15 protein-coding genes are annotated in these 18320 nt (G+C 71.2%); 1 reads left to right on the top strand and 14 read right to left on the bottom strand.

What is annotated here, in order from left to right:
• Positions 1-68: 68 nt before the first annotated feature.
• Positions 69-1259: an MFS transporter gene (locus PVK74_RS23115; protein WP_043327295.1), complete on the top strand. Its 1191-nt coding sequence runs from the start codon at positions 69-71 to the stop codon at positions 1257-1259.
• Between the two features lie 24 nt (positions 1260-1283).
• Here the strand turns inward: PVK74_RS23115 and PVK74_RS23110 are convergent, their stop codons facing one another.
• The 14 genes from PVK74_RS23110 to PVK74_RS23045 all read right to left on the bottom strand — a co-directional run bounded on the left by PVK74_RS23110 (position 1284) and on the right by PVK74_RS23045 (position 18318).
• The gene (locus PVK74_RS23110) at positions 1284-2324 is read right to left on the bottom strand and encodes a polyprenyl synthetase family protein (RefSeq protein WP_043327297.1); all 1041 of its coding nucleotides are present in this window, start codon (positions 2322-2324) and stop codon (positions 1284-1286) included.
• Between the two features lie 89 nt (positions 2325-2413).
• Positions 2414-3967, bottom strand: a complete 1554-nt coding sequence (gene nuoN / locus PVK74_RS23105; RefSeq protein WP_043327299.1) for an NADH-quinone oxidoreductase subunit NuoN — start codon at positions 3965-3967, stop codon at positions 2414-2416.
• Positions 3964-5496, bottom strand: a complete 1533-nt coding sequence (locus tag PVK74_RS23100) for an NADH-quinone oxidoreductase subunit M (protein WP_030500781.1) — start codon at positions 5494-5496, stop codon at positions 3964-3966. The genes nuoN and PVK74_RS23100 overlap by 4 nt, the downstream gene beginning before the upstream one ends.
• A gap of 64 nt (positions 5497-5560) precedes the next feature.
• Positions 5561-7522 carry an NADH-quinone oxidoreductase subunit L gene (gene nuoL / locus PVK74_RS23095; RefSeq protein ID WP_043327301.1) on the bottom strand — a complete coding sequence of 654 codons (1962 nt, stop codon included), beginning with the start codon at positions 7520-7522 and terminating at the stop codon, positions 5561-5563.
• A gap of 7 nt (positions 7523-7529) precedes the next feature.
• Positions 7530-7829, bottom strand: a complete 300-nt coding sequence (gene nuoK, locus PVK74_RS23090; RefSeq protein WP_013283611.1) for an NADH-quinone oxidoreductase subunit NuoK — start codon at positions 7827-7829, stop codon at positions 7530-7532.
• Positions 7826-8596 carry an NADH-quinone oxidoreductase subunit J gene (locus PVK74_RS23085; protein WP_043327303.1) on the bottom strand — a complete coding sequence of 257 codons (771 nt, stop codon included), beginning with the start codon at positions 8594-8596 and terminating at the stop codon, positions 7826-7828. The genes nuoK and PVK74_RS23085 overlap by 4 nt, the downstream gene beginning before the upstream one ends.
• Positions 8593-9240, bottom strand: coding sequence for an NADH-quinone oxidoreductase subunit NuoI (gene nuoI, locus PVK74_RS23080; RefSeq protein ID WP_030500778.1), 648 nt, complete (start codon positions 9238-9240; stop codon positions 8593-8595). Before nuoI ends, PVK74_RS23085 begins: the two co-directional genes overlap by 4 nt.
• 1 nt (position 9241) lies before the next feature.
• Positions 9242-10594 (bottom strand): NADH-quinone oxidoreductase subunit NuoH, encoded by a 1353-nt coding sequence (gene nuoH / locus PVK74_RS23075; RefSeq protein ID WP_030500777.1) that lies wholly within the window; start codon positions 10592-10594, stop codon positions 9242-9244.
• A gap of 61 nt (positions 10595-10655) precedes the next feature.
• Positions 10656-13166, bottom strand: a complete 2511-nt coding sequence (locus PVK74_RS23070) for an NADH-quinone oxidoreductase subunit G (RefSeq protein WP_274477187.1) — start codon at positions 13164-13166, stop codon at positions 10656-10658.
• Positions 13166-14482: an NADH-quinone oxidoreductase subunit NuoF gene (nuoF, locus tag PVK74_RS23065; protein WP_043327309.1), complete on the bottom strand. Its 1317-nt coding sequence runs from the start codon at positions 14480-14482 to the stop codon at positions 13166-13168. Before nuoF ends, PVK74_RS23070 begins: the two co-directional genes overlap by 1 nt.
• On the bottom strand, positions 14479-15594 hold the full coding sequence (gene nuoE / locus PVK74_RS23060) for an NADH-quinone oxidoreductase subunit NuoE (protein WP_064448432.1): 1116 nt from the start codon (positions 15592-15594) through the stop codon (positions 14479-14481). The genes nuoF and nuoE overlap by 4 nt, the downstream gene beginning before the upstream one ends.
• Complete coding sequence (locus PVK74_RS23055) at positions 15591-16916, bottom strand: NADH-quinone oxidoreductase subunit D (protein WP_043327313.1); 1326 nt, start codon at positions 16914-16916, stop codon at positions 15591-15593. Before PVK74_RS23055 ends, nuoE begins: the two co-directional genes overlap by 4 nt.
• Complete coding sequence (locus tag PVK74_RS23050; protein WP_043327315.1) at positions 16913-17641, bottom strand: NADH-quinone oxidoreductase subunit C; 729 nt, start codon at positions 17639-17641, stop codon at positions 16913-16915. Before PVK74_RS23050 ends, PVK74_RS23055 begins: the two co-directional genes overlap by 4 nt.
• Entirely contained in the window at positions 17638-18318 is a 681-nt protein-coding gene (locus PVK74_RS23045; protein ID WP_013283602.1) for a NuoB/complex I 20 kDa subunit family protein, read from the bottom strand. The genes PVK74_RS23050 and PVK74_RS23045 overlap by 4 nt, the downstream gene beginning before the upstream one ends.
• Positions 18319-18320 lie beyond the last annotated feature (2 nt).

Raw genomic sequence — 18320 nt, 5'->3', positions numbered from 1 at the left:
CGGACACAGACGGTAGGTCGACGGACACGATGAGCAGCCAAAACGTGCGGGCGTAGGGTGTGCTCGCAATGACTGAAACAGTTTCGCAAGACGCGCCCGCGTCGGCCCGGCGGGCGGTCCGGGCGGGCGCCGGCGCCACCGTCACCACGATCGTGTGCGTCCTGCCCGTCTTCCTCGTCGGCGGGCTCGCCGTGCAACTCGGCGACGAACTCCGGTTCAGCCCGGCCGGCCTGGGCCTGGCCGTCTCGATCTACTTCGGCGTGAGCGCGCTCGCCTCGGTGCCCTCCGGGGCCCTGGTCGAGCGGTACGGCCCGGCCACCGTCGCCCGCGCCGGCATCCTGCTCTCCGCCGCCTCCCTGCTGGCCGTGGCCGGGCTGGCCCGGTCGTACCCGATGCTGGTGACGCTGCTGGCGCTCAGCGCCGCCGCCAACGCCCTCGGACAGCTCGCCAGCAACGCCGCGCTCGCCGAGCACGTGCCCGCCCACCGGCAGGGGCTCTCGTTCGGCGTGAAGCAGGCCGCCGTCCCGGTCGCGACGCTGCTGGCCGGCGTGGCGGTCCCCACCGTCGCGCTCACCGCCGGCTGGCGCTGGGCCTTCGTGGTCGCCGCCGGGGCGGCGCTGGCCGCGCTGCCGGCCGTACCCCGGACCGGACGGGACCGGCACGCCCGGGCCGCCTCCGGGGGCCGCTACGGCGGCACCGCCCCGCTCGTGGTCATCGGGCTGGCCGCGACGCTGGCGGCAGCCGCGGCGAACGCGCTGGGCACGTTCCTGGTCGACTCGGCGGCGACGCGGGGTCTCTCCCCCGGCCTGGCCGGCCTGACGCTCACGCTCGGCAGCGCGGTGTGCGTGCTGGCCCGGGTGGGCGTCGGCTGGCTCGCCGACCGGCGGGCCGACGGGCACGTCGGGCTGATCGCCGGGATGCTGCTAACCGGGTCGGTCGGCCTGATCCTGCTCGCGGTGGCCGGCTCCGCGCCGCTGGTCGCGGGCGTGGTGCTCGGCTTCGGGCTCGGCTGGGCCTGGCCCGGGCTGATGAACTTCGCGGTGGTCCGGCTGCACCCGCAGGCCCCGGCCGCCGCCACCTCGATCACCCAGACCGGCGTGTACGCGGGCGGCTGCCTGGGCCCGCTCGGCCTGGGCGCGCTGGCCGGCGCGGCCGGCTACCCGGCGATGTGGCTGACGGCGGCGGCAGCCATGCTCGTGGCCGCCGTACTGATGCTGCTCGGCGCCCGCCTGCTCCGCCGCGCCCCCGCGCTCGGCTGACCGCCCTCGCCCTGGGTGCGGGGGTCAGCTGGTGCGGTCGGCGATGTAGTCGCAGAGGGACTCCAGCGCGCGGCGCGCCGGGCTCTCGGGCAGCGGGGCCAGCCGGGCCCGCGCGTCCTCGGCGTAGCTGCGTACCGTCTCCCGGGCCCGCTTGAGCGCCGGGGACTCCCGCAGCAGGCCGAGCGCCTCGGCGTGCAGCGCGTCGTCCACCAGCGGGCCGGTGGCCAGGATCTCCCGCAGCCGTACGCTCGCCGCGTCCGCGTCGTCCGAGGCCAGCGCGTAGAGCACCGGCAGGGTGGGCACGCCCTCGCGCAGGTCGGTGCCGGGCGTCTTGCCGGACTGGATCGACTCGCTGGAGATGTCCAGCAGGTCGTCGGAGAGCTGGAACGCGACGCCGATGATCTCGCCGTACCCGGCGAGCGCCTCGATGTGCTCGGGCGACGCGCCGCCGAACATGCCGCCGAAGCGGGCCGACGTGGCGATCAGCGAACCGGTCTTCTCGGCGATCACGTGCAGGTAGTGCGCGACCGGGTCGTCGTCGCGCGGGCCGACCGTCTCGGCGATCTGGCCGTGCACCAGCCGAGCGAACGTGCGCGCCTGCAGGCGTACCGCCTCCGTGCCCAGTTCGGCGGCGATGTCCGCGGCCCGGGCGAAGAGGTAGTCGCCGACCAGGATGGCCACCGAGTTGGTCCAGCGGGAGTTGGCGCTCGGCGCGCCCCGCCGCACGGCGGCCTCGTCCATCACGTCGTCGTGGTAGAGCGTCGCCAGGTGGGTGAGTTCCATCACCACGGCGGCCGGGACGACCTGCGCGGCCTCCGGGTCGCCGAACTGGGCGCTCAGCGCCACCAGCAGCGGGCGGAACCGCTTGCCGCCGGCCTCGACCAGGTGCCGGGACGCCTCGGTCACCAGCGGGTCAGCGCTCGCCACGCTCGCCCGCAGGCTCGTCTCGACCCGGTCGAGCACGCCCAGCACCGAGGCTTCGACGCGCGGGTCCGCGAGGTGCAGGCCGAGCGCGCCGAACTGACCTGAACGCTCGCCAGCCGGATTCGCCACGTCCTCAACCATGCCACACCCGTTCGACCTGCTCGTCGAGGGGGATACGGGCCGGGGGCCGGCACGCCACGGCGTACCGGCCCCCGGTGGGATCACGTCGGTCATCTGACGAATTCGGCAGCACCGGTGGTCAGGTCGAGCAGCGGACCGGGGACCACACCCAGCGCCAGCGTGGCCACCACGCCGATGACCAGCGCCGCCGAGGTGAGCGCGCCCGGCACGGTCACCGTCGGGGTGGACTCGCCCGGCTCGGACAGCCACATCATCACCACGACCCGCAGGTACGGGAAGGCCAGCACCATGCTGGTCAGCACACCGGCGATCACCAGCCACGCCTGGTTCGCCTCCAGGGCCGGGCCGAAGACCGCGAACTTGCTGGTGAAGCCGCTGGTCAGCGGGATGCCGGCGAAGGCCAGCAGGATGAACGTGAAGATCGCCGCGAAGAAGGGCGAGCGGCGGCCCAGCCCGGCCCAGCGGGACAGGTGGGTGGCCTCCCCGTCGGCGTCGCGCACCAGCGTCACCACGGCGAACGCGGCGAGCACCGAGAAGCCGTACGCGGCCAGGTAGAACATCGTGCCGGAGAGCCCCTCACGGCTCGGCGCCAGCACACCGACCAGCAGGTAGCCGGCGTTCGCGATGGACGAGTACGCCAGCAGGCGCTTGATGTCCGTCTGGGTGACCGCGAGCACCGCGCCGACCAGCATGGTCAGCACCGCGATCGCGCCGAGCACCGGGGTGAAGTCCCAGGACGCCCCGGCGAACGCCACGTGGAAGACGCGCAGCAGCGCGCCGAACGCGGCGACCTTGGTGCAGGCGGCCATGAAGCCGGTGACCGGAGTCGGCGCGCCCTGGTAGACGTCCGGCGTCCAGACGTGGAACGGCGCGGCGGCGGCCTTGAACAGCAGGCCGATGGCGAGCAGCGCCATGCCGGCGAAGAGCAGCACCGGGCTGGACGAGGAGTCGGTGACCGCCGCGTGCACGGTGGCGAAGTCCACGCCGGCCCCACGGCCCGGGATGCCGGAGGTGAAGCCGTAGATCAGGGCGACACCGAACAGGAAGAACGCCGAGGCGTACGCGCCGAGCATGAAGTACTTCAGCGCCGCCTCCTGGCTCAGCAGACGCCGGCGGCGGGCCAGCGCGCAGAGCAGGTAGAGCGGCAGCGAGAAGACCTCGAGCGCGATGAACATGGTCAGCAGGTCGTTCGCCGCCACGAAGATCAGCATGCCGGCGATCGCGAACGACATCAGCGGGTAGACCTCGGTGGCGCCACCGACGCCCTCGGCCTGCCGGCGGTCCTCGGCCGACTCGGCGGTGACCGCGGCGTGCGCCACGAACGCGCCGCCCCGCTCCACCGTGCGCTCGCCGACGAGCAGCAGCGCCATGACGGCCAGGACCAGGATCGCGCCCTGGAGGAACAGCGTGGGCCCGTCGACCGCGATGGCCCCGCCGATGGTGATCAGCCGGGCGTCCGCGTTCAGGATCACCATCACGATCGCCGCGAGCATCGCCACCAGGGCGAGCCCGAGCTGCACCGCGTTGCGCAGCCGGCGCGGCACGAACGCCTCGACCAGGATCCCGACCAGGGCCGCGCCCAGCATGATCAGGATCGGAGCGAGCGCCGCGTAGTCGATCGACGGCAGCTTCAGTTCACTCACTTCGCGGCCTCCTGGACGCTGCCGACCTCAGGGGCGGGATCGGACTTGCCGACGTCCTGCATGGTCGCCTGGACGGCGGGGTTGATGACATCGGTGACCGGCTTCGGGTAGAAGCCGAGCAGCACGATCAGCGCGATCAGCGGCGCGACGACGACCTTCTCGCGCAGCGTGAGGTCCCGGCGCATGCCCTCGACCTCGGTCAGCGCCGGGTTCAGCGTGCCCTGCGTGGTGCGCTGCACCATCCACAGCACGTACGCCGCCGCCAGGATGATGCCGAGCGTGGCGATCACCGCGACCGGCTTGTTGACGGTGAACGTGCCGATCAGCACCAGGAACTCGGAGACGAACGGCGCCGTGCCGGGCAGCGCCAGCGAGGCCAGACCGGCGAAGAACAGCACGCCGGCCAGCACCGGCACGAGCTTGCCCGCGCCGCCGAAGTCGCTGATCAGGGCCGAGCCGCGCCGGGCGATCAGCATGCCGACCACCAGGAACAGCAGGCCGGTGGCCAGGCCGTGGTTGAGCATGTAGAGCACCGCGCCGGTGCCGGCCTGGGTGGTGAAGGCGAAGATGCCGATGCCGATGAACCCGAAGTGCGCGATCGAGGTGTACGACACCAGCCGCTTCAGGTCGTTCTGGCCGACCGCCAGCAGCGCGGCGTAGATGATGCCGATGACACCCAGCGCCAGCGCCCACGGCGCGAACCACCGCGACGCCTCCGGGAACAGCGGGAGGCAGTAGCGCAGGATGCCGAACGTTCCGACCTTGTCCAGCACGCCGACCAGCAGCGCGGCGGCACCGGCCGGGGCCGCGCCACCGGCGTCCGGCAGCCAGGTGTGGAACGGGAAGAACGGCGCCTTGATCGCGAAGGCGACGAAGAAGCCGAGGAACAGCCAGCGGGCCGTGTCGGTGGCGAACTCCGCCTGGCTCAGCGCCTGCCAGTCGAAGGTCTTCCCGCCGACCACCCAGAGGCCGATCACCGCGGCCAGCATGAACAGACCGCCGACCAGCGAGTAGAGGAAGAACTTCACCGCCGCGTACTGCCGCTGGTGGCCGCCGTAGCTGCCGATCAGGAAGTACATCGGCACCAGCATGACCTCGAAGAACACGTAGAACAGGAAGACGTCGGCGGCGGCGAAGACGCCGATCATCGTGCACTCGAGGACGAGCAGCAGCGCGAAGTAGGCGGGCACCGAGCGCTTCGACGCCTCGGCGTCGTGCCAGGACGCCAGGATCACCAGCGGCACCAGGATCGCGATCAGCATCAGCATGACCAGCGCGATGCCGTCCACCTCGAAGGTGAAGTTCACGCCCCAGTTCGGGATCCACGGGTACGACTCGCGGAACTGGAACCGGTCACCACCGGCGGAGAAGGCGAACCACATCACCACCGAGAGCACCAGCACCAGCAGCGACCAGCCGAACGCCACCAGCTTGGCCAGGTCCGGACGGCTGCGTGGCAGCAGCGCCACCACCAGGGCGCCGACCAGCGGCGCCACGGTCAGCACCGAGAGGAACGGGAAGTTGGACATTATTCGGCCTTACCTCCGTCGTGACTGCGTGGCCCGCCGGCGGGGGCGGCCGCGTTGAGGTCGATCACGCCAGCCACCCCGCCTGCACCGCCAGGAACGCCGCGACCACGAGGAGCGCGCCGGTCAGGATCGAGGTCGCGTACGACCGCACGAAGCCGGTCTGCAGCCGCCGGAGCCGGCCCGAGCCCCCGCCCACGGCGGCGGCCAGGCCGTTGACCAGCCCGTCCACGCCCCGGTTGTCGAGGAACACCAGCGCCCGGGTGAGGAAGATGCCCGGCTTCTCGAAGACCGCCTCGTTGAAGGCGTCCGTGTAGAGGTTCCGGCGCGCGGCGGTGACCACCACGCCGGCCGGCTGCGGCTCGGTGGCCGTACCGCCCCGGAACAGGAACCAGGCCAGCCCGGCGCCCAGCACGGTGACCAGCAGCGACAGCGCGGTGAGCAGCCAGTGCGCCAGCACCGGCGCGTGCTCCCCGCTCTCGCCGCCGAGCCCGTTGGTGGCGGTGAGCCAGTCCGGCACGGAGGTGGCGAGCAGGAAGCCCGCGCCGACCGAGCCGATCGCCAGCAGGATCAGCGGGATCGTCATCAGCTTCGGCGACTCGTGCGGGTGCTCGATGTCCTCGGTCCAGCGCTTCGGGCCGTGGAACGTGAGCACGAACAGCCGCGTCATGTAGAACGCGGTGAGCCCGGCGCCGAGCAGCGCGGCCAGGCCGAACAGCCAGGCTGTCCAGCCCTCCCGCTCGAACGCGGCCACGATGATCGGCTCCTTGGAGAAGTAGCCGGAGAACGGGAACATGCCGATGATGGCGAGCCAGCCCATCATGAACGTCAGCCAGGTGACCTTCATGTACTTCGACAGCCCGCCGAAGCGGCGGATGTCCACCTGGTCGTTCATGCCGTGCATGACCGAGCCGGCGCCGAGGAACATGTTGGCCTTGAAGAAGCCGTGCGCCAGCAGGTGCACGATGGCCAGCGCGTACGCTCCGCCGCCGAGCCCGACGCCGAGGAACATGTAGCCGATCTGGCTGACCGTCGACCAGGCCAGCACCCGCTTGATGTCGTCCTTGGCCGCGCCGATGATGCAGCCCATCAGCAGCGTGAGCGCGCCGACGCTGACCACCACGAGCTGCAGCGTCTCGTTGGCCGAGAAGATCGCGTTGGAGCGGGCGATCAGGTAGACGCCCGCGGTGACCATGGTGGCCGCGTGGATGAGCGCGGACACCGGGGTCGGGCCCTCCATCGCGTCCGGCAACCACGCCTGCAGCGGGAACTGGCCGGACTTGCCGGCCGCGCCGAGCAGCAGGAGCAGACCGAGCACCAGCACGGTGGTCGAGGTCATCGAGCCGACCCCGTTGAACACCTCGTCGTACTGGGTGGTGCCGAGCATGGCGAACATGATGAAGATGCCGATGGCCAGGCCGGCGTCGCCGACCCGGTTCATCAGGAACGCCTTCTTGCCGGCGGTGGCCGCGCTCGGCCGGCCGTACCAGAAGGAGATCAGCAGGTACGACGCCAGACCGACGCCCTCCCAGCCGAAGTAGAGCATCACGTAGTTGTTGCCGAGCACCAGCAGCAACATCGCGGCGACGAACAGGTTGAAGTACGCGAAGAACAGTCGCCGGCCCGCGTCGTGCGCCATGTACTCCACGGCGTAGAGGTGGATCAGGAAACCCACCCCGGTGATCAGCAGGACGAAGACCGCGGCCAGCGGGTCGAAGAGCAGACCGAAGTCCACCCTCAGGTTGCCGACCGCCATGAAGTCCCAGAGGCTCAGCTCGACCTGCTTGTTCTCCAGGCCGCGAAGCTGGAAGAAGTAGGTGAGACCGAGCAGGAAGGCGGCGCCGATGGCGCCCACGCCGAGCCAGTGGCCCCAGCGGTCGGCCCGCTTGCCGAGCAGCAGCAGGATCGCCGCGCTGACCAGCGGGATCGCCACCAGAAGCCAGACCGAGCCCAGCATCCCGTCCGCCGTGGCGAAGGTGACGGCCTCGGCTGGCTCAGACTGGGCGATCGTCAGAATCTGTTCCACCACGAGCCCCTCAGTACTTCAGCAGGTTGGCGTCGTCGACGCTCGCCGAGCGCCGGGTACGGAAGATCGCCATGATGATCGCGAGACCGACCACGACCTCGGCCGCCGCGACCACCATCACGAAGAACGCCATGATCTGGCCGTTCAGGTCGCCGTTGATCCGGCTGAACGTGACCAGCGTCAGGTTGGCCGCGTTGAGCATCAGCTCGATGCACATGAACAGCACGATCGCGTTGCGCCGGACCAGCACGCCGACGGCGCCGATGGTGAACAGCACCGCCGCGAGGATCAGGTAGTAGTCCGGGGTCATTTGTCCGTCCCCTTCGGTGCGGTCTCCTCGGCCGTCAGCTCGCGCACCGGCAGGATCTCCGGGATGCTGCGGTCGGTCAGCCGGCCGTCGGGCAGGCGGGCCGGGGTGGCCACCGAGGAGGAGGTGGCGTAGACACCCGGGCCGGGCTTCGGGCCGGGGTAGTTGCCGGGGCGGAACCGCGCCTTCATGGTGGCGATCTGGTCCATCCGGTCCGCCTTGCGCCGCTCGACGTGCGCCAGCACCATCGCGCCCACCGCGGCGGTGATCAGCAGCGCCGAGGTCAGCTCGAAGGCGAAGACGTACTTGGTGAACAGCAGCCGGGCGATGCCCTGCACGTTGCCCTCGGCGTTCGCCTCGTCGAGCCCGGCCGCCGGCACGCCGTCGAGCGCGCGGTACAGGCCGCTGCCCACCAGGCCGGCGAAGCCGAGCCCGAGGACGACGGCGGCGACCCGCTGGCCGCGCAGCGTCTCGATGAGCGAGTCGGAGGCGTCCCGGCCGACGAGCATCAGCACGAACAGGAACAGCATCATGATCGCGCCGGTGTAGACGATGATCTGCACCATGCCGATGAACGGCCCCGCCTGGAGCACGTAGAACACGCCCAGGCAGAGCATGGTCAGCACGAGCCAGAGCGCGGAGTGCACCGCGTTGCGGGCCCACACCATGCCGACCGCCCCGAGCAGGGCCAGCGGGGCGAGGATCCAGAAGGTGACCTCCTCACCCCCGGACACCTGGCCCGCAGCGGCGAGCACCGTTGCCGAGGTCATGCCTTGCCTCCCTTGCCCGCCGCGGCGGCGGACCGCTGCTCGGCCTGCTCGGCGCCGGGGAAGGTCACGCCGGGGTGCTCCTCCACCTGGTACCGGCCGGGGCCCATCGGCGAGCGCTCGGCGCCGGCCGAGGTGCCCGGGTTGGTCAGCGCGCCGACGTAGTAGTCCTTCTCGCTGTCGCCCAGCCGCATCGGGTGCGGCGGCTGCTCCATGCCTTCGAGCAGCGGCGCGAGCAGCTGCTCCTTGGTGAAGATCAGGTCCTGCCGGTTGTCCCGGGCCAGCTCGTACTCGTTGCTCATGGTGAGCGAACGGGTCGGGCAGGCCTCGATGCAGAGCCCGCAGAAGATGCACCGGGCGTAGTTGATCTGGTAGATGCTGGCGTACCGCTCACCCGGGGAGAAGCGCTGCTCCTCGGTGTTGTCGCCACCCTCCACGTAGATCGCGTCGGCCGGGCAGGCCCAGGCGCACAGCTCGCAGCCGATGCACTTCTCCAGCCCGTCCGGGTGCCGGTTGAGGATGTGCCGCCCGTGGTAGCGCGGCGCCGAGACCGGCGGCTTGAACGGGTAGTCGGTGGTGACGACCTTCTTGAACATGTGCGAGAAGGTGACACCGAAGCCCTTGAACGTTCCGGTGATCGCGCCCACGTCACACCTCCCTGGAGTCCGGGCCGGCGACGACGTTGGCCGGCTCCCGCTCGGCGAGCACGCGCTTGGTACGCGGGCTCGGCGGAACCTGAAGATCCATCGGCGGCAGCGGGAAGCTGCCGTACGGCCGGCTGTCCGCCTGCTCCTGGGGCGACGGCTTCAGCTCCTTCTTCCGGCTCGGCCAGAAGAGCGTGACCAGCAGCAGCACGCCCGCGCCGACGGCGGTGACGAGCAGCCGGTCCCGGGCCTGCCAGTCCTCGATCGAGCGCAGCCCGGCGAGCACCATGATCCAGACCAGGTTCAGCGGCAGCAGCACCTTCCAGCCGAAGCGCATGAACTGGTCGTAGCGGAGCCGGGGCAGCGTGCCGCGCAGCCAGACGAAGACGAACACCAGCAGGATGACCTTGCCGAAGAACCACAGCATCGGCCACCAGCCCTCGTTGGCGCCCGACCAGATCGTGATCGGCCACGGCGCGTGCCAGCCGCCGAGGAACAGCGTCACCGTGAACGCCGACATGGTCACCATCGCGACGTACTCGCTGAGCATGAACAGCGCGAACTTCAGCGAGCTGTACTCGGTCTGGAAGCCGGCCACCAGCTCCGACTCCGCCTCGGGCAGGTCGAACGGCGCCCGGTTGGTCTCACCGACGATGGCGATGAAGAACATGATGAAGCTGGGCAGCAGCAGGATCGCGTACCAGCCGGGCGCGGCGAGGTCGAAGCCGCCGATGCTCAGCCGGGTGCCGTCGCCCTGCGCGGCGACGATCCCGCTGGTCGACATGGTGCCGGCGGTCATGAAGACCGCGACCACGCTCAGGCCCATGGTGACCTCGTAGGACACCAACTGGGCGGCGGAGCGCAGACCACCGAGCAGCGGGTAGGTGGAGCCGCTGGCCCAGCCGCCGAGCACGATGCCGTACACGGCCAGCGAGGAGAAGGCCAGCACCACCAGCACCGCCACCGACACGTCGGTGACCTGCAGCGGCGTGCGGTGCCCGAAGATGCTCACCATCGGCCCGAACGGGATCACCGACAGCGCGGTGACCGCGCAGACCACGGAGATCACCGGGGCGAAGAAGTAGACCACCTTGTCGGCCTTGCGCGGGAGGATGTCCTCCTTGAAGGCCAGCTTCACGCCGTCGGCGAGCGTCTGGAGCAGACCGAACGGTCCGGCCTGGTTGGGGCCGGGCCGCACCGCCATCCGGCCCACGACCCGGCGCTCGAACCAGACGCCCAGCAGCGTGGCCGCCACGGCGACGACGAACGCGAAGAGGATCTTGCCGAGGACCAGCCACCACGGGTCCTTGCCGAAGTCGGCAAGCGTCGGGTCCTGCGCCGCGAGGTAGAGATTCACTGCACCGACCTTTCGTTCGCGACCGCGAGGCGTACTCGCTCCGCTCGTTGCCTGCGCGCGCTCACTGTGCACTCCCGGTGTTCAGCAGCGGGCCCGGCCGGTCCGCGGCGTCCGCCGCGACCCGCCCCGCCGGGACGGCCGAACCGCCGGCGGCGCCGACGGAGACCTTCACCAGCGAACCGGACGTCGCGCCGAGGCTGCGCCGCACGGTGGAGCCGGGCGAGTTGGTCGGCAGCCAGACGACGCCGTCCGGCATCTCGGTGATCGCCGCCGGCAGCGTGACCGCGCCACGGTCGGTGCCGACGGTGACCGCGTCGCCGTCGGCCACGCCGAGGGACTCGGCGATGCCCTTGCCCAGCCGGACCACCGGCGGGCGGGCGGTGCCGGCGAGGTGCTCGTCGCCGTCGGTGAGGCTGCCCAGGTCGATGAGCTGGTGCCAGGTGGACAGCACGGCCTCGCCCGCGCCCGGCTGCCGGACGGCGGCCGGCTCGACCGAGGGCGCCGACGGCCGCTCGACCCGGGTACGCGGCAGCGTGCCAAGCTCGCGGCGGATGCTCGGCACGTCGCCGGTGCCCAGCCGCACGTCGAGCTGCGCGGCGATCGCGTCCAGGATCCGGGCGTCGGTCATCGCGCCGGTGTCCAGCACCTTCTCGAACGTGCGCAGCCGGCCCTCCCAGTCCAGGAAGCTGCCGGCCTTCTCGACCACCGGCGCGACCGGCAGGACCACGTCGGCCCGGCGCGACACAGCGCTCATCCGCAGTTCCAGGCTGACCAGGAACGGCACCGCGTCCAGGGCCTTCTCGGCCAGCCGCGGGTCGGCCAGGTCGGCCGGGTCGACACCGGCCACCACCAGGGCGCCGAGCTGACCGTTCGCGGCAGCGGTGAGGATGCCGTCGGTGTCGCGGCCGGCCTGGCTCGGGATCACCCCGGCCGGGATGTCCCACGCCTCGCCGAGCTCCGCGCGGGCGGCCGGCTCGGTGACCACACGGCCGCCGGGGAGCAGGTTGGGCAGGCAGCCCGCGTCTACAGCGCCGCGGTCACCCGCGCGCCGCGGCACCCAGACCAGCCGGGCACCGGTACGCCGGGCGACGTCCGCCGCCGCCGACAGCCCGCCCGGCACCTCGGCCAGCCGCTCGCCGACGATCAGGATCGCGCCGGGCTTACCCAGCGCCTCCGCCACCGTGGCGTGCTCGGCCAGCACGCCGGCCTCCTCGCCCGGCACCACGCGGGCGAGCTTCGCCCCGAGCTTCTCCAGGCCGCGCGTCGCGAACGGCGCGATCGCGTACACCGTGAGCTTCTTCTTCAGGTACGCCTTGCGCAGCCGCAGGAAGAGGATCGGGCACTCCTCCTCCGGCTCCAGGCCGACCAGCACCACGGCGGGCGCGTTCTCCACGTCCGTGTAGGTCACGTCGGTGACCCCGGCGACGCTGCTGGCCAGGAAGTCGGCCTCCTCGCGGGAGACCGGGCGGGCCCGGAAGTCGATGTCGTTCGTGTGCAGTGCGATCCGGGCGAACTTCGCGTACGCGTAGGCGTCCTCGACGGTGAGCCGGCCGCCGGTCAGCACCGCCGTGCCGGTCGCGCCGTCACGGGCCTCGCGCAGCCCCTCGGCGGCCCGGGTCAGCGCCTCGCTCCAGGACGCCTCGCGCAGCTCACCGGTCTTCTCGTCGCGCACCATCGGGGTGCTGATCCGGTCGAACGCGCGGGTGTACTGGAAGCCCCAGCGGCCCTTGTCGCAGTTCCACTCCTCGTTCACCGCCGGGTCGTCGCCGGCCAGCCGGCGCAGCACCTTGCCGCGCCGCCAGTCGGTGCGCTGGGCGCAACCGGCCGAGCAGTGCTCGCAGACGCTCGGCGTGGAGACCAGGTCGAACGGGCGGGCCCGGAACCGGTACTGCGCGCCGGTCAGCGCGCCCACCGGGCAGATCTGCACGGTGTTGCCGGAGAAGTACGAGTTGAACGGGACGTTGCCCTCGTCGCCCTCCTCGCCGTACTCCTCGTCCCGGTAGATGTTGATCTCCTCGTGCGAGGAGCGGCCCATCAGGTCGATGAACTTGTCCCCGGCGATCTCCTCGGAGAACCGGGTGCACCGCTGGCAGAGCACGCAGCGCTCGCGGTCGAGCAGCACCTGGGTGCTGATCGGCAGCGGCTTCGGGTACTCCCGCTTGTGCTCGTGGAACCGCGAGTCCGTCCGGCCGGTGGACATCGCCTGGTTCTGCAGCGGGCACTCGCCGCCCTTGTCACACATCGGGCAGTCCAGGGGGTGGTTGAGGAGCAGCAGCTCCATCACCCCCTCCTGGGCCTTCTTGGCGACCGGGGAGGTGAGCTGGGTCCGCACCACCATGCCGTCGGCGACGGTCTGGGTGCAGGAGGCGACCGGCTTGCGCTGGCCCTCCACCTCCACCAGGCACTGCCGGCAGGCGCCGGCCGGGGCCAGCAGCGGGTGGTCGCAGAAGCGGGGGATCTCGGTGCCCAGCTGCTCGGCGACCCGGATCAGCAGCGCCCCCTTGGGGGCGGTGACCTCGACGCCGTCGATGGTCAGCGTGACGGTCTCGGTCTGCTTGGCTACGTCGGTCATCAGTGCGCCCCTACCAGGGTCTTCTCCGACAGCTTCGGAGCGGTACGTCCCTCGATGTAGTCGAGGTAGTCCTGCTTGAAGTACTTCAGCGACGAGGTGACCGAGCTGGTCGCGCCGTCACCCAGACCGCAGAACGAGCGGCCGAGGATGTTGTCGCAGGTGTCGAGCAGGGTGTCCAGGTCCTCGTGGGTGCCCTGGCCGGACAGGATGCGCCGGTAGACCCGGACCATCCAGTAGTTGCCCTCCCGGCACGGGGTGCACTTGCCGCACGACTCGTGGTGGTAGAACTCCAGCCACCGGTAGGTCGCGTACACCGGGCAGTCCTGGTCGGAGAAGATCTGCGTGGCGGTGGTGCCCAGGATCGAGCCGGCCCCCGCCACCCCCTCGAAGTCCAGCGGCACGTCCAGGTGCTCGGCGGTCAGCAGCGGCGTCGACGAGCCACCCGGGGTCCAGAACTTCAGGTTGTGCCCCGGCTTCATCCCGCCGGCCAGCTCGATCAGCTCGCGCAGCGTGATGCCCATCGAGCACTCGTACTGGCCCGGGTTCGCGATCCGGCCGGACAGCGAGTAGATCATCGGGCCGGACGACTTCTCCGTGCCCATCGTCTTCCACCAGTCCGCGCCACCGAGCACGATGTACGGCACGCTGGCGATGGTGCCGACGTTGTTGACCACGGTCGGGCTGGCGTACAGGCCGTGGGTCGCCGGGAACGGCGGGCGCAGCCGGGGCTGGCCGCGGAAGCCCTCCAGCGAGTCCAGCAGCGCGGTCTCCTCACCGCAGATGTACGCCCCGGCGCCGGAGTGCACCACCAGGTCCAGGTCGAACCCGGAGCCGAGGATGTTCCGGCCGAGGTAGCCCTTGGCGTACGCCTCGGCGACCGCGCTGCGCAGCCGCCGCGCGGCGTGCACGGCCTCACCGCGGATGTAGATGTACGCCCGGTTGGCCCGGATCGCGTACGAGGCGATGATGACGCCCTCGACCAGCGAGTGCGGGTCGTAGGTCATCAGCGGCAGGTCCTTGCAGGTGCCCGGCTCGCCCTCGTCGGCGTTCACCACCAGGTAGTGCGGCTTGCCGTCGCCCTGCGGGATGAAGCCCCACTTCAGGCCGGTCGGGAAGCCCGCGCCGCCACGGCCGCGCAGCCCGGAGTCCTTGACCAGCTGGATCAGGTCGTCCGGGTGCGCCTTGAGCGCCTTGCGCAGGGCGGCGTAGCCGTCCAGGTTCTCGTAGGTGCCGATCCGCCAGGCGTCCGGCGACAGCCAGCGCTTGGTGAGCACCGGCGTGAGCTTGGCCAGCGTCTCCGGCCGAGGCGTGGTCACTTGCGGACCCCCGATCCGTTGGCGTCCGCCGGGTCGGCGCCGTCCGCGCCCGTACCGGCCTCCGCTTCCTTGAGGTTGCGCTCCTGCGCGCCGGCCGCGTCGCCGGCGGGCTTGCCGTCGCCGGCCGGCGGGTTCGCCGCCGTGCCGGCCGCCTCCGCCGCCTGCGCGTCGCGCGGCACCGGCGGCGGGCCGTCCACCGGGATCTTGGTGCCCGGCGCGTCCGGTACGGCGGTGGCCGCGTCCGGCTGCCGGGTCTCGGCGGTACGCACCTGCGGCGACTTGGCGTCCGGCGCCTTCACGTCCGGCGCGGTGCTGCCGGTGGCCGCCTCCGGCAAGGCCTGCTCGGCGGCCTTGGCCGGCTCGGGCGCGGGGGCCGGCTTCGCGGCCTCGGCCTTCGCCTTCGCCTCGGCGGCGGCCCGGTCGGCCTCGGCCTTGCTGCGGATCGGGGTCTTCGGGTCGAAGCCCGGCACCGAGACGCCGTGCTGCTCGGCCAGGCGCAGGCCGCGCAAGCTGGGCTCGCCCGGCCCGCCGTCGGCCACCGCGCCGTCGCGCTCGTCGGCGAAACCGGCGAGCTGGACCGCCATCTCCTTGAGCGTGCACAGGCGCGCGCCCCGGGTCGGCATCGGCCGGCCGCCGGCCCGCAGCTCCTCGACCACGTCGAGCGCGCCCTGCGGCTCCACGTTGTCGAAGAAGTCGTAGTTCACGGTCATGACCGGGCCGTAGTCGCACGCCGCCAGGCACTCGGCGTGCTCCAGGGTGATCTTCCCGTCGGCGGTGGTCTCCTCGTGCCCGACGCCGAGGTGCTCGGCCAGGGCGTCGTAGACCTTCTGCCCGCCGAGCACGTCGCACATGGTGTTGGTGCAGACGCTGACCAGGTATTCACCGGTGGGCTTGCGCTTGTACATGGTGTAGAAGGTGGCGACGGCGCCGACCTGGGCCTTGTTCAGCCCGAGCACCTCGGCGCAGAACTCGACACCGGCCGGGGAGACGTACCCCTCCTCGGACTGGACCAGGTGCAGCAGCGGCAGCAGCGCCGAGCGGGACCGGTCGGCCGGGTACCGGGCGATGATCTCCCGCGCCCGGAGCCGGGTCTCTTCAGTGAACGTGCTCATCGGTCACAACCACCCATCACGGGGTCCAGCGAGGCGCCGCCGGCGATCACGTCGGCGATCAGGCCGCCCTCGGCCATCGCCGGGAGGGCCTGGAGGTTGACGAAGCTCGGCTCCCGGTAGTGCACCCGGTAGGGCCGGGTGCCGCCGTCGGACACCGCGTGCACGCCGAGTTCGCCGCGGGGCGACTCGACGGCGACGTACACCTGGCCCGGCGGGACCCGGAAGCCCTCGGTGACGAGCTTGAAGTGGTGGATCAGCGACTCCATCGACTGACCCATGATCTTCGCGACGTGCTCCAGGGAGTTGCCCATGCCGTCGACGCCGATGGCGAGCTGCGCCGGCCAGGCGATCTTCTTGTCGGAGACCATCACCGGGCCCGGCTTCAGACGGTCCAGCGCCTGCTCGACGAGCTTCAGCGACTCCCGAATCTCCGCGACCCGGACCAGGTAGCGGCCCCACACGTCACCGTCGGTGTGGGTCGGCACGTCGAACTCGTACGTCTCGTAGCCGCAGTACGGCATGGTCTTGCGCAGGTCCCAGGCGAGGCCGGCGGAGCGCAGCACCGGGCCGGTGACGCCGAGCGCCATGCAGCCGGTCACGTCGAGGACCGCCACGTTCTGCGTCCGCTCCAGCCAGATCGGCTGACCGGAGAGCAGGTTCTCGTACTCCTTGAGCCGCTTCGGCATCAGCTGGAGGAAGTCGCGGATCTTGCGGATCGCGTCGTCCGGCACGTCCTGCGCCACGCCGCCCGGCCGCACGTACGCGTGGTTCATCCGCAGGCCGGTGATGGTCTCGAAGATGTCGAGGACGTACTCCCGCTCGCGGAAGCCGTACAGCATCATGTTGATCGCGCCCAGCTCCATGGCGGTGGTCGCCAGCCAGACCAGGTGCGACGAGATCCGGTTGAGCTCCATCATCAGCACGCGGATGGTGTTCGCGCGCTCGGTGATGTCGTCGGTGATCCCGAGCAGCTTCTCCACCGCGAGCGCGTACGCCGTCTCGTTGAACAGCGGGGAGAGGTAGTCCATCCGGGTCACGAACGTCGAGCCCTGGACCCAGTTGCGGTACTCCAGGTTCTTCTCGATGCCGGTGTGCAGGTAGCCGACGACCGAGCGGGCCTCGCGGACCGTCTCGCCCTCCAGCTCCAGGACCAGCCGGAGCACGCCGTGGGTGGACGGGTGCTGCGGGCCCATGTTGACGACGATCCGCTCGTCGTTGATCGGGTCCGTGCCGGAGACGACCTCGTCCCAGTCCCCGCCGGTGACGGTGAAGACCTTGCCCTCGGTGGTCTCGCGCTCGGTCGCGTAGTTAGACGTGGTCACTGGTACGACCTCCTACGGTCCGGCGGCGGGATTTCCGCACCCTTGTACTCGACCGGTACGCCGCCGAGCGGGTAGTCCTTGCGCTGCGGGTGACCCTCCCAGTCGTCCGGCATGAGGATCCGGGTCAGGGCGGGGTGGCCGTCGAAGACGACGCCGAACATGTCGTACGTCTCCCGCTCCTGCCAGTCGGCGGTCGGGTAGACGGCGGTGACGCTCGGTACGTGCGGCTGCTCGGCGGAGACCGCCACCTCCAGCCGGACGATGCGGCGGTAGGTCATCGAGGTCAGCTGGTAGACCACGTGCAGGCGCCGTTCCGCGCCCAGGTAGTCCACGCCGGACAGCGACGAGAGCAGCTCGAAGCGCAGCGACAGGTCGTCGCGCATCACCTGGCAGACCTCGGCGATGCGCTCCGGGCGTACGTGCAGCGTCAGTTCGCCCCGGTCGACCACGACCTTCTCGATCGCGTCGTTGAAGTCCGGGTACGCCTCCTCCAGCGCGTCCCGCACCTCGTCGAAGTAGCTCCCGTACGGGCGGGTCGCCTCCTCGATCGGCTTGCGCTGGCGGACCAGCCCGCCGTAGCCGGAGACGTCACCGGTGCCCTGGTTGCCGAACATCCCCCGGCCGGCCGGGCTGGCCGGCGGGTACTCGGCCGGAGCGGTGGAGCTGGCCCCGACCGGGGTGGTCGGCACCGGCACCCCGCCGTCGTTGGTCTTGTCGTTGCTCATTTCGGGCCCCTATGCGACGCCTGAAGGTGGTTCTGCGCCTTCATCCAGTTCTCGATCCGCAGCTGCTCCTCGCGCCCCTCGCGGACGGCCTTCGTCCACTCGGCACGGCGGGCCTTGTCACTGCGGTACGACGAGGGCATCGAGCCGTACGGCACGACCGGCACGTCACCGCGCGCCTGGCGGGCCTCCAGCATCTTGCGGCCGTTCGGGCCCAGCGGCTCGTGCATGATCTTCTCGCGCAGCTTGAGCACGGCGTCGATGAGCATCTCCGGCCGGGGCGGGCAGCCGGGCAGGTACATGTCGACCGGGACGACGTGGTCGACGCCCTGCACGATGGCGTAGTTGTTGAACATGCCGCCGCTGCTGGCGCAGACGCCCATCGAGATGACCCAGCGGGGCTCGGCCATCTGGTCGTAGATCTGGCGCAGCACCGGGGCCATCTTCTGGCTCACCCGGCCGGCCACGATCATCAGGTCCGCCTGGCGGGGCGAGGCCCGGAAGACCTCCATGCCCCAGCGGCCCATGTCGTAGTGCGGGCCGCCCGCCGCCATCATCTCGATGGCGCAGCAGGCCAGACCGAACGTCGCGCCCCAGACCGAGGTCTTCCGCGTCCAGTTGACCAGCTTCTCGACGCTGGTGAGCAGGACGCCGGAGGGGAGTTTCTCCTCGATGCCCATCT

Source organism: Micromonospora chalcea, assembly GCF_028768405.1.
In the GTDB taxonomy this organism is placed as follows: Bacteria; Actinomycetota; Actinomycetes; order Mycobacteriales; family Micromonosporaceae; genus Micromonospora; species Micromonospora chalcea.
This window is presented reverse-complemented; position numbering and strand designations above follow the sequence as displayed.

Excerpts from the sequence above, each read along its gene's own strand:
- PVK74_RS23115 (WP_043327295.1), top strand. The coding sequence starts at position 69 with ATGACTGAAACAGTTTCGCAAGACGCGCCCGCGTCGGCCCGGCGGGCG.
- PVK74_RS23110 (WP_043327297.1), bottom strand. The coding sequence starts at position 2,324 with ATGGTTGAGGACGTGGCGAATCCGGCTGGCGAGCGTTCAGGTCAGTTC.
- PVK74_RS23100 (WP_030500781.1), bottom strand. The coding sequence starts at position 5,496 with ATGTCCAACTTCCCGTTCCTCTCGGTGCTGACCGTGGCGCCGCTGGTC.
- nuoK (WP_013283611.1), bottom strand. The coding sequence starts at position 7,829 with ATGACCCCGGACTACTACCTGATCCTCGCGGCGGTGCTGTTCACCATC.
- PVK74_RS23085 (WP_043327303.1), bottom strand. The coding sequence starts at position 8,596 with ATGACCTCGGCAACGGTGCTCGCCGCTGCGGGCCAGGTGTCCGGGGGT.
- PVK74_RS23070 (WP_274477187.1), bottom strand. The coding sequence starts at position 13,166 with ATGACCGACGTAGCCAAGCAGACCGAGACCGTCACGCTGACCATCGAC.
- nuoE (WP_064448432.1), bottom strand. The coding sequence starts at position 15,594 with ATGAGCACGTTCACTGAAGAGACCCGGCTCCGGGCGCGGGAGATCATC.
- PVK74_RS23050 (WP_043327315.1), bottom strand. The coding sequence starts at position 17,641 with ATGAGCAACGACAAGACCAACGACGGCGGGGTGCCGGTGCCGACCACC.
- PVK74_RS23045 (WP_013283602.1), bottom strand. The coding sequence starts at position 18,318 with ATGGGCATCGAGGAGAAACTCCCCTCCGGCGTCCTGCTCACCAGCGTC.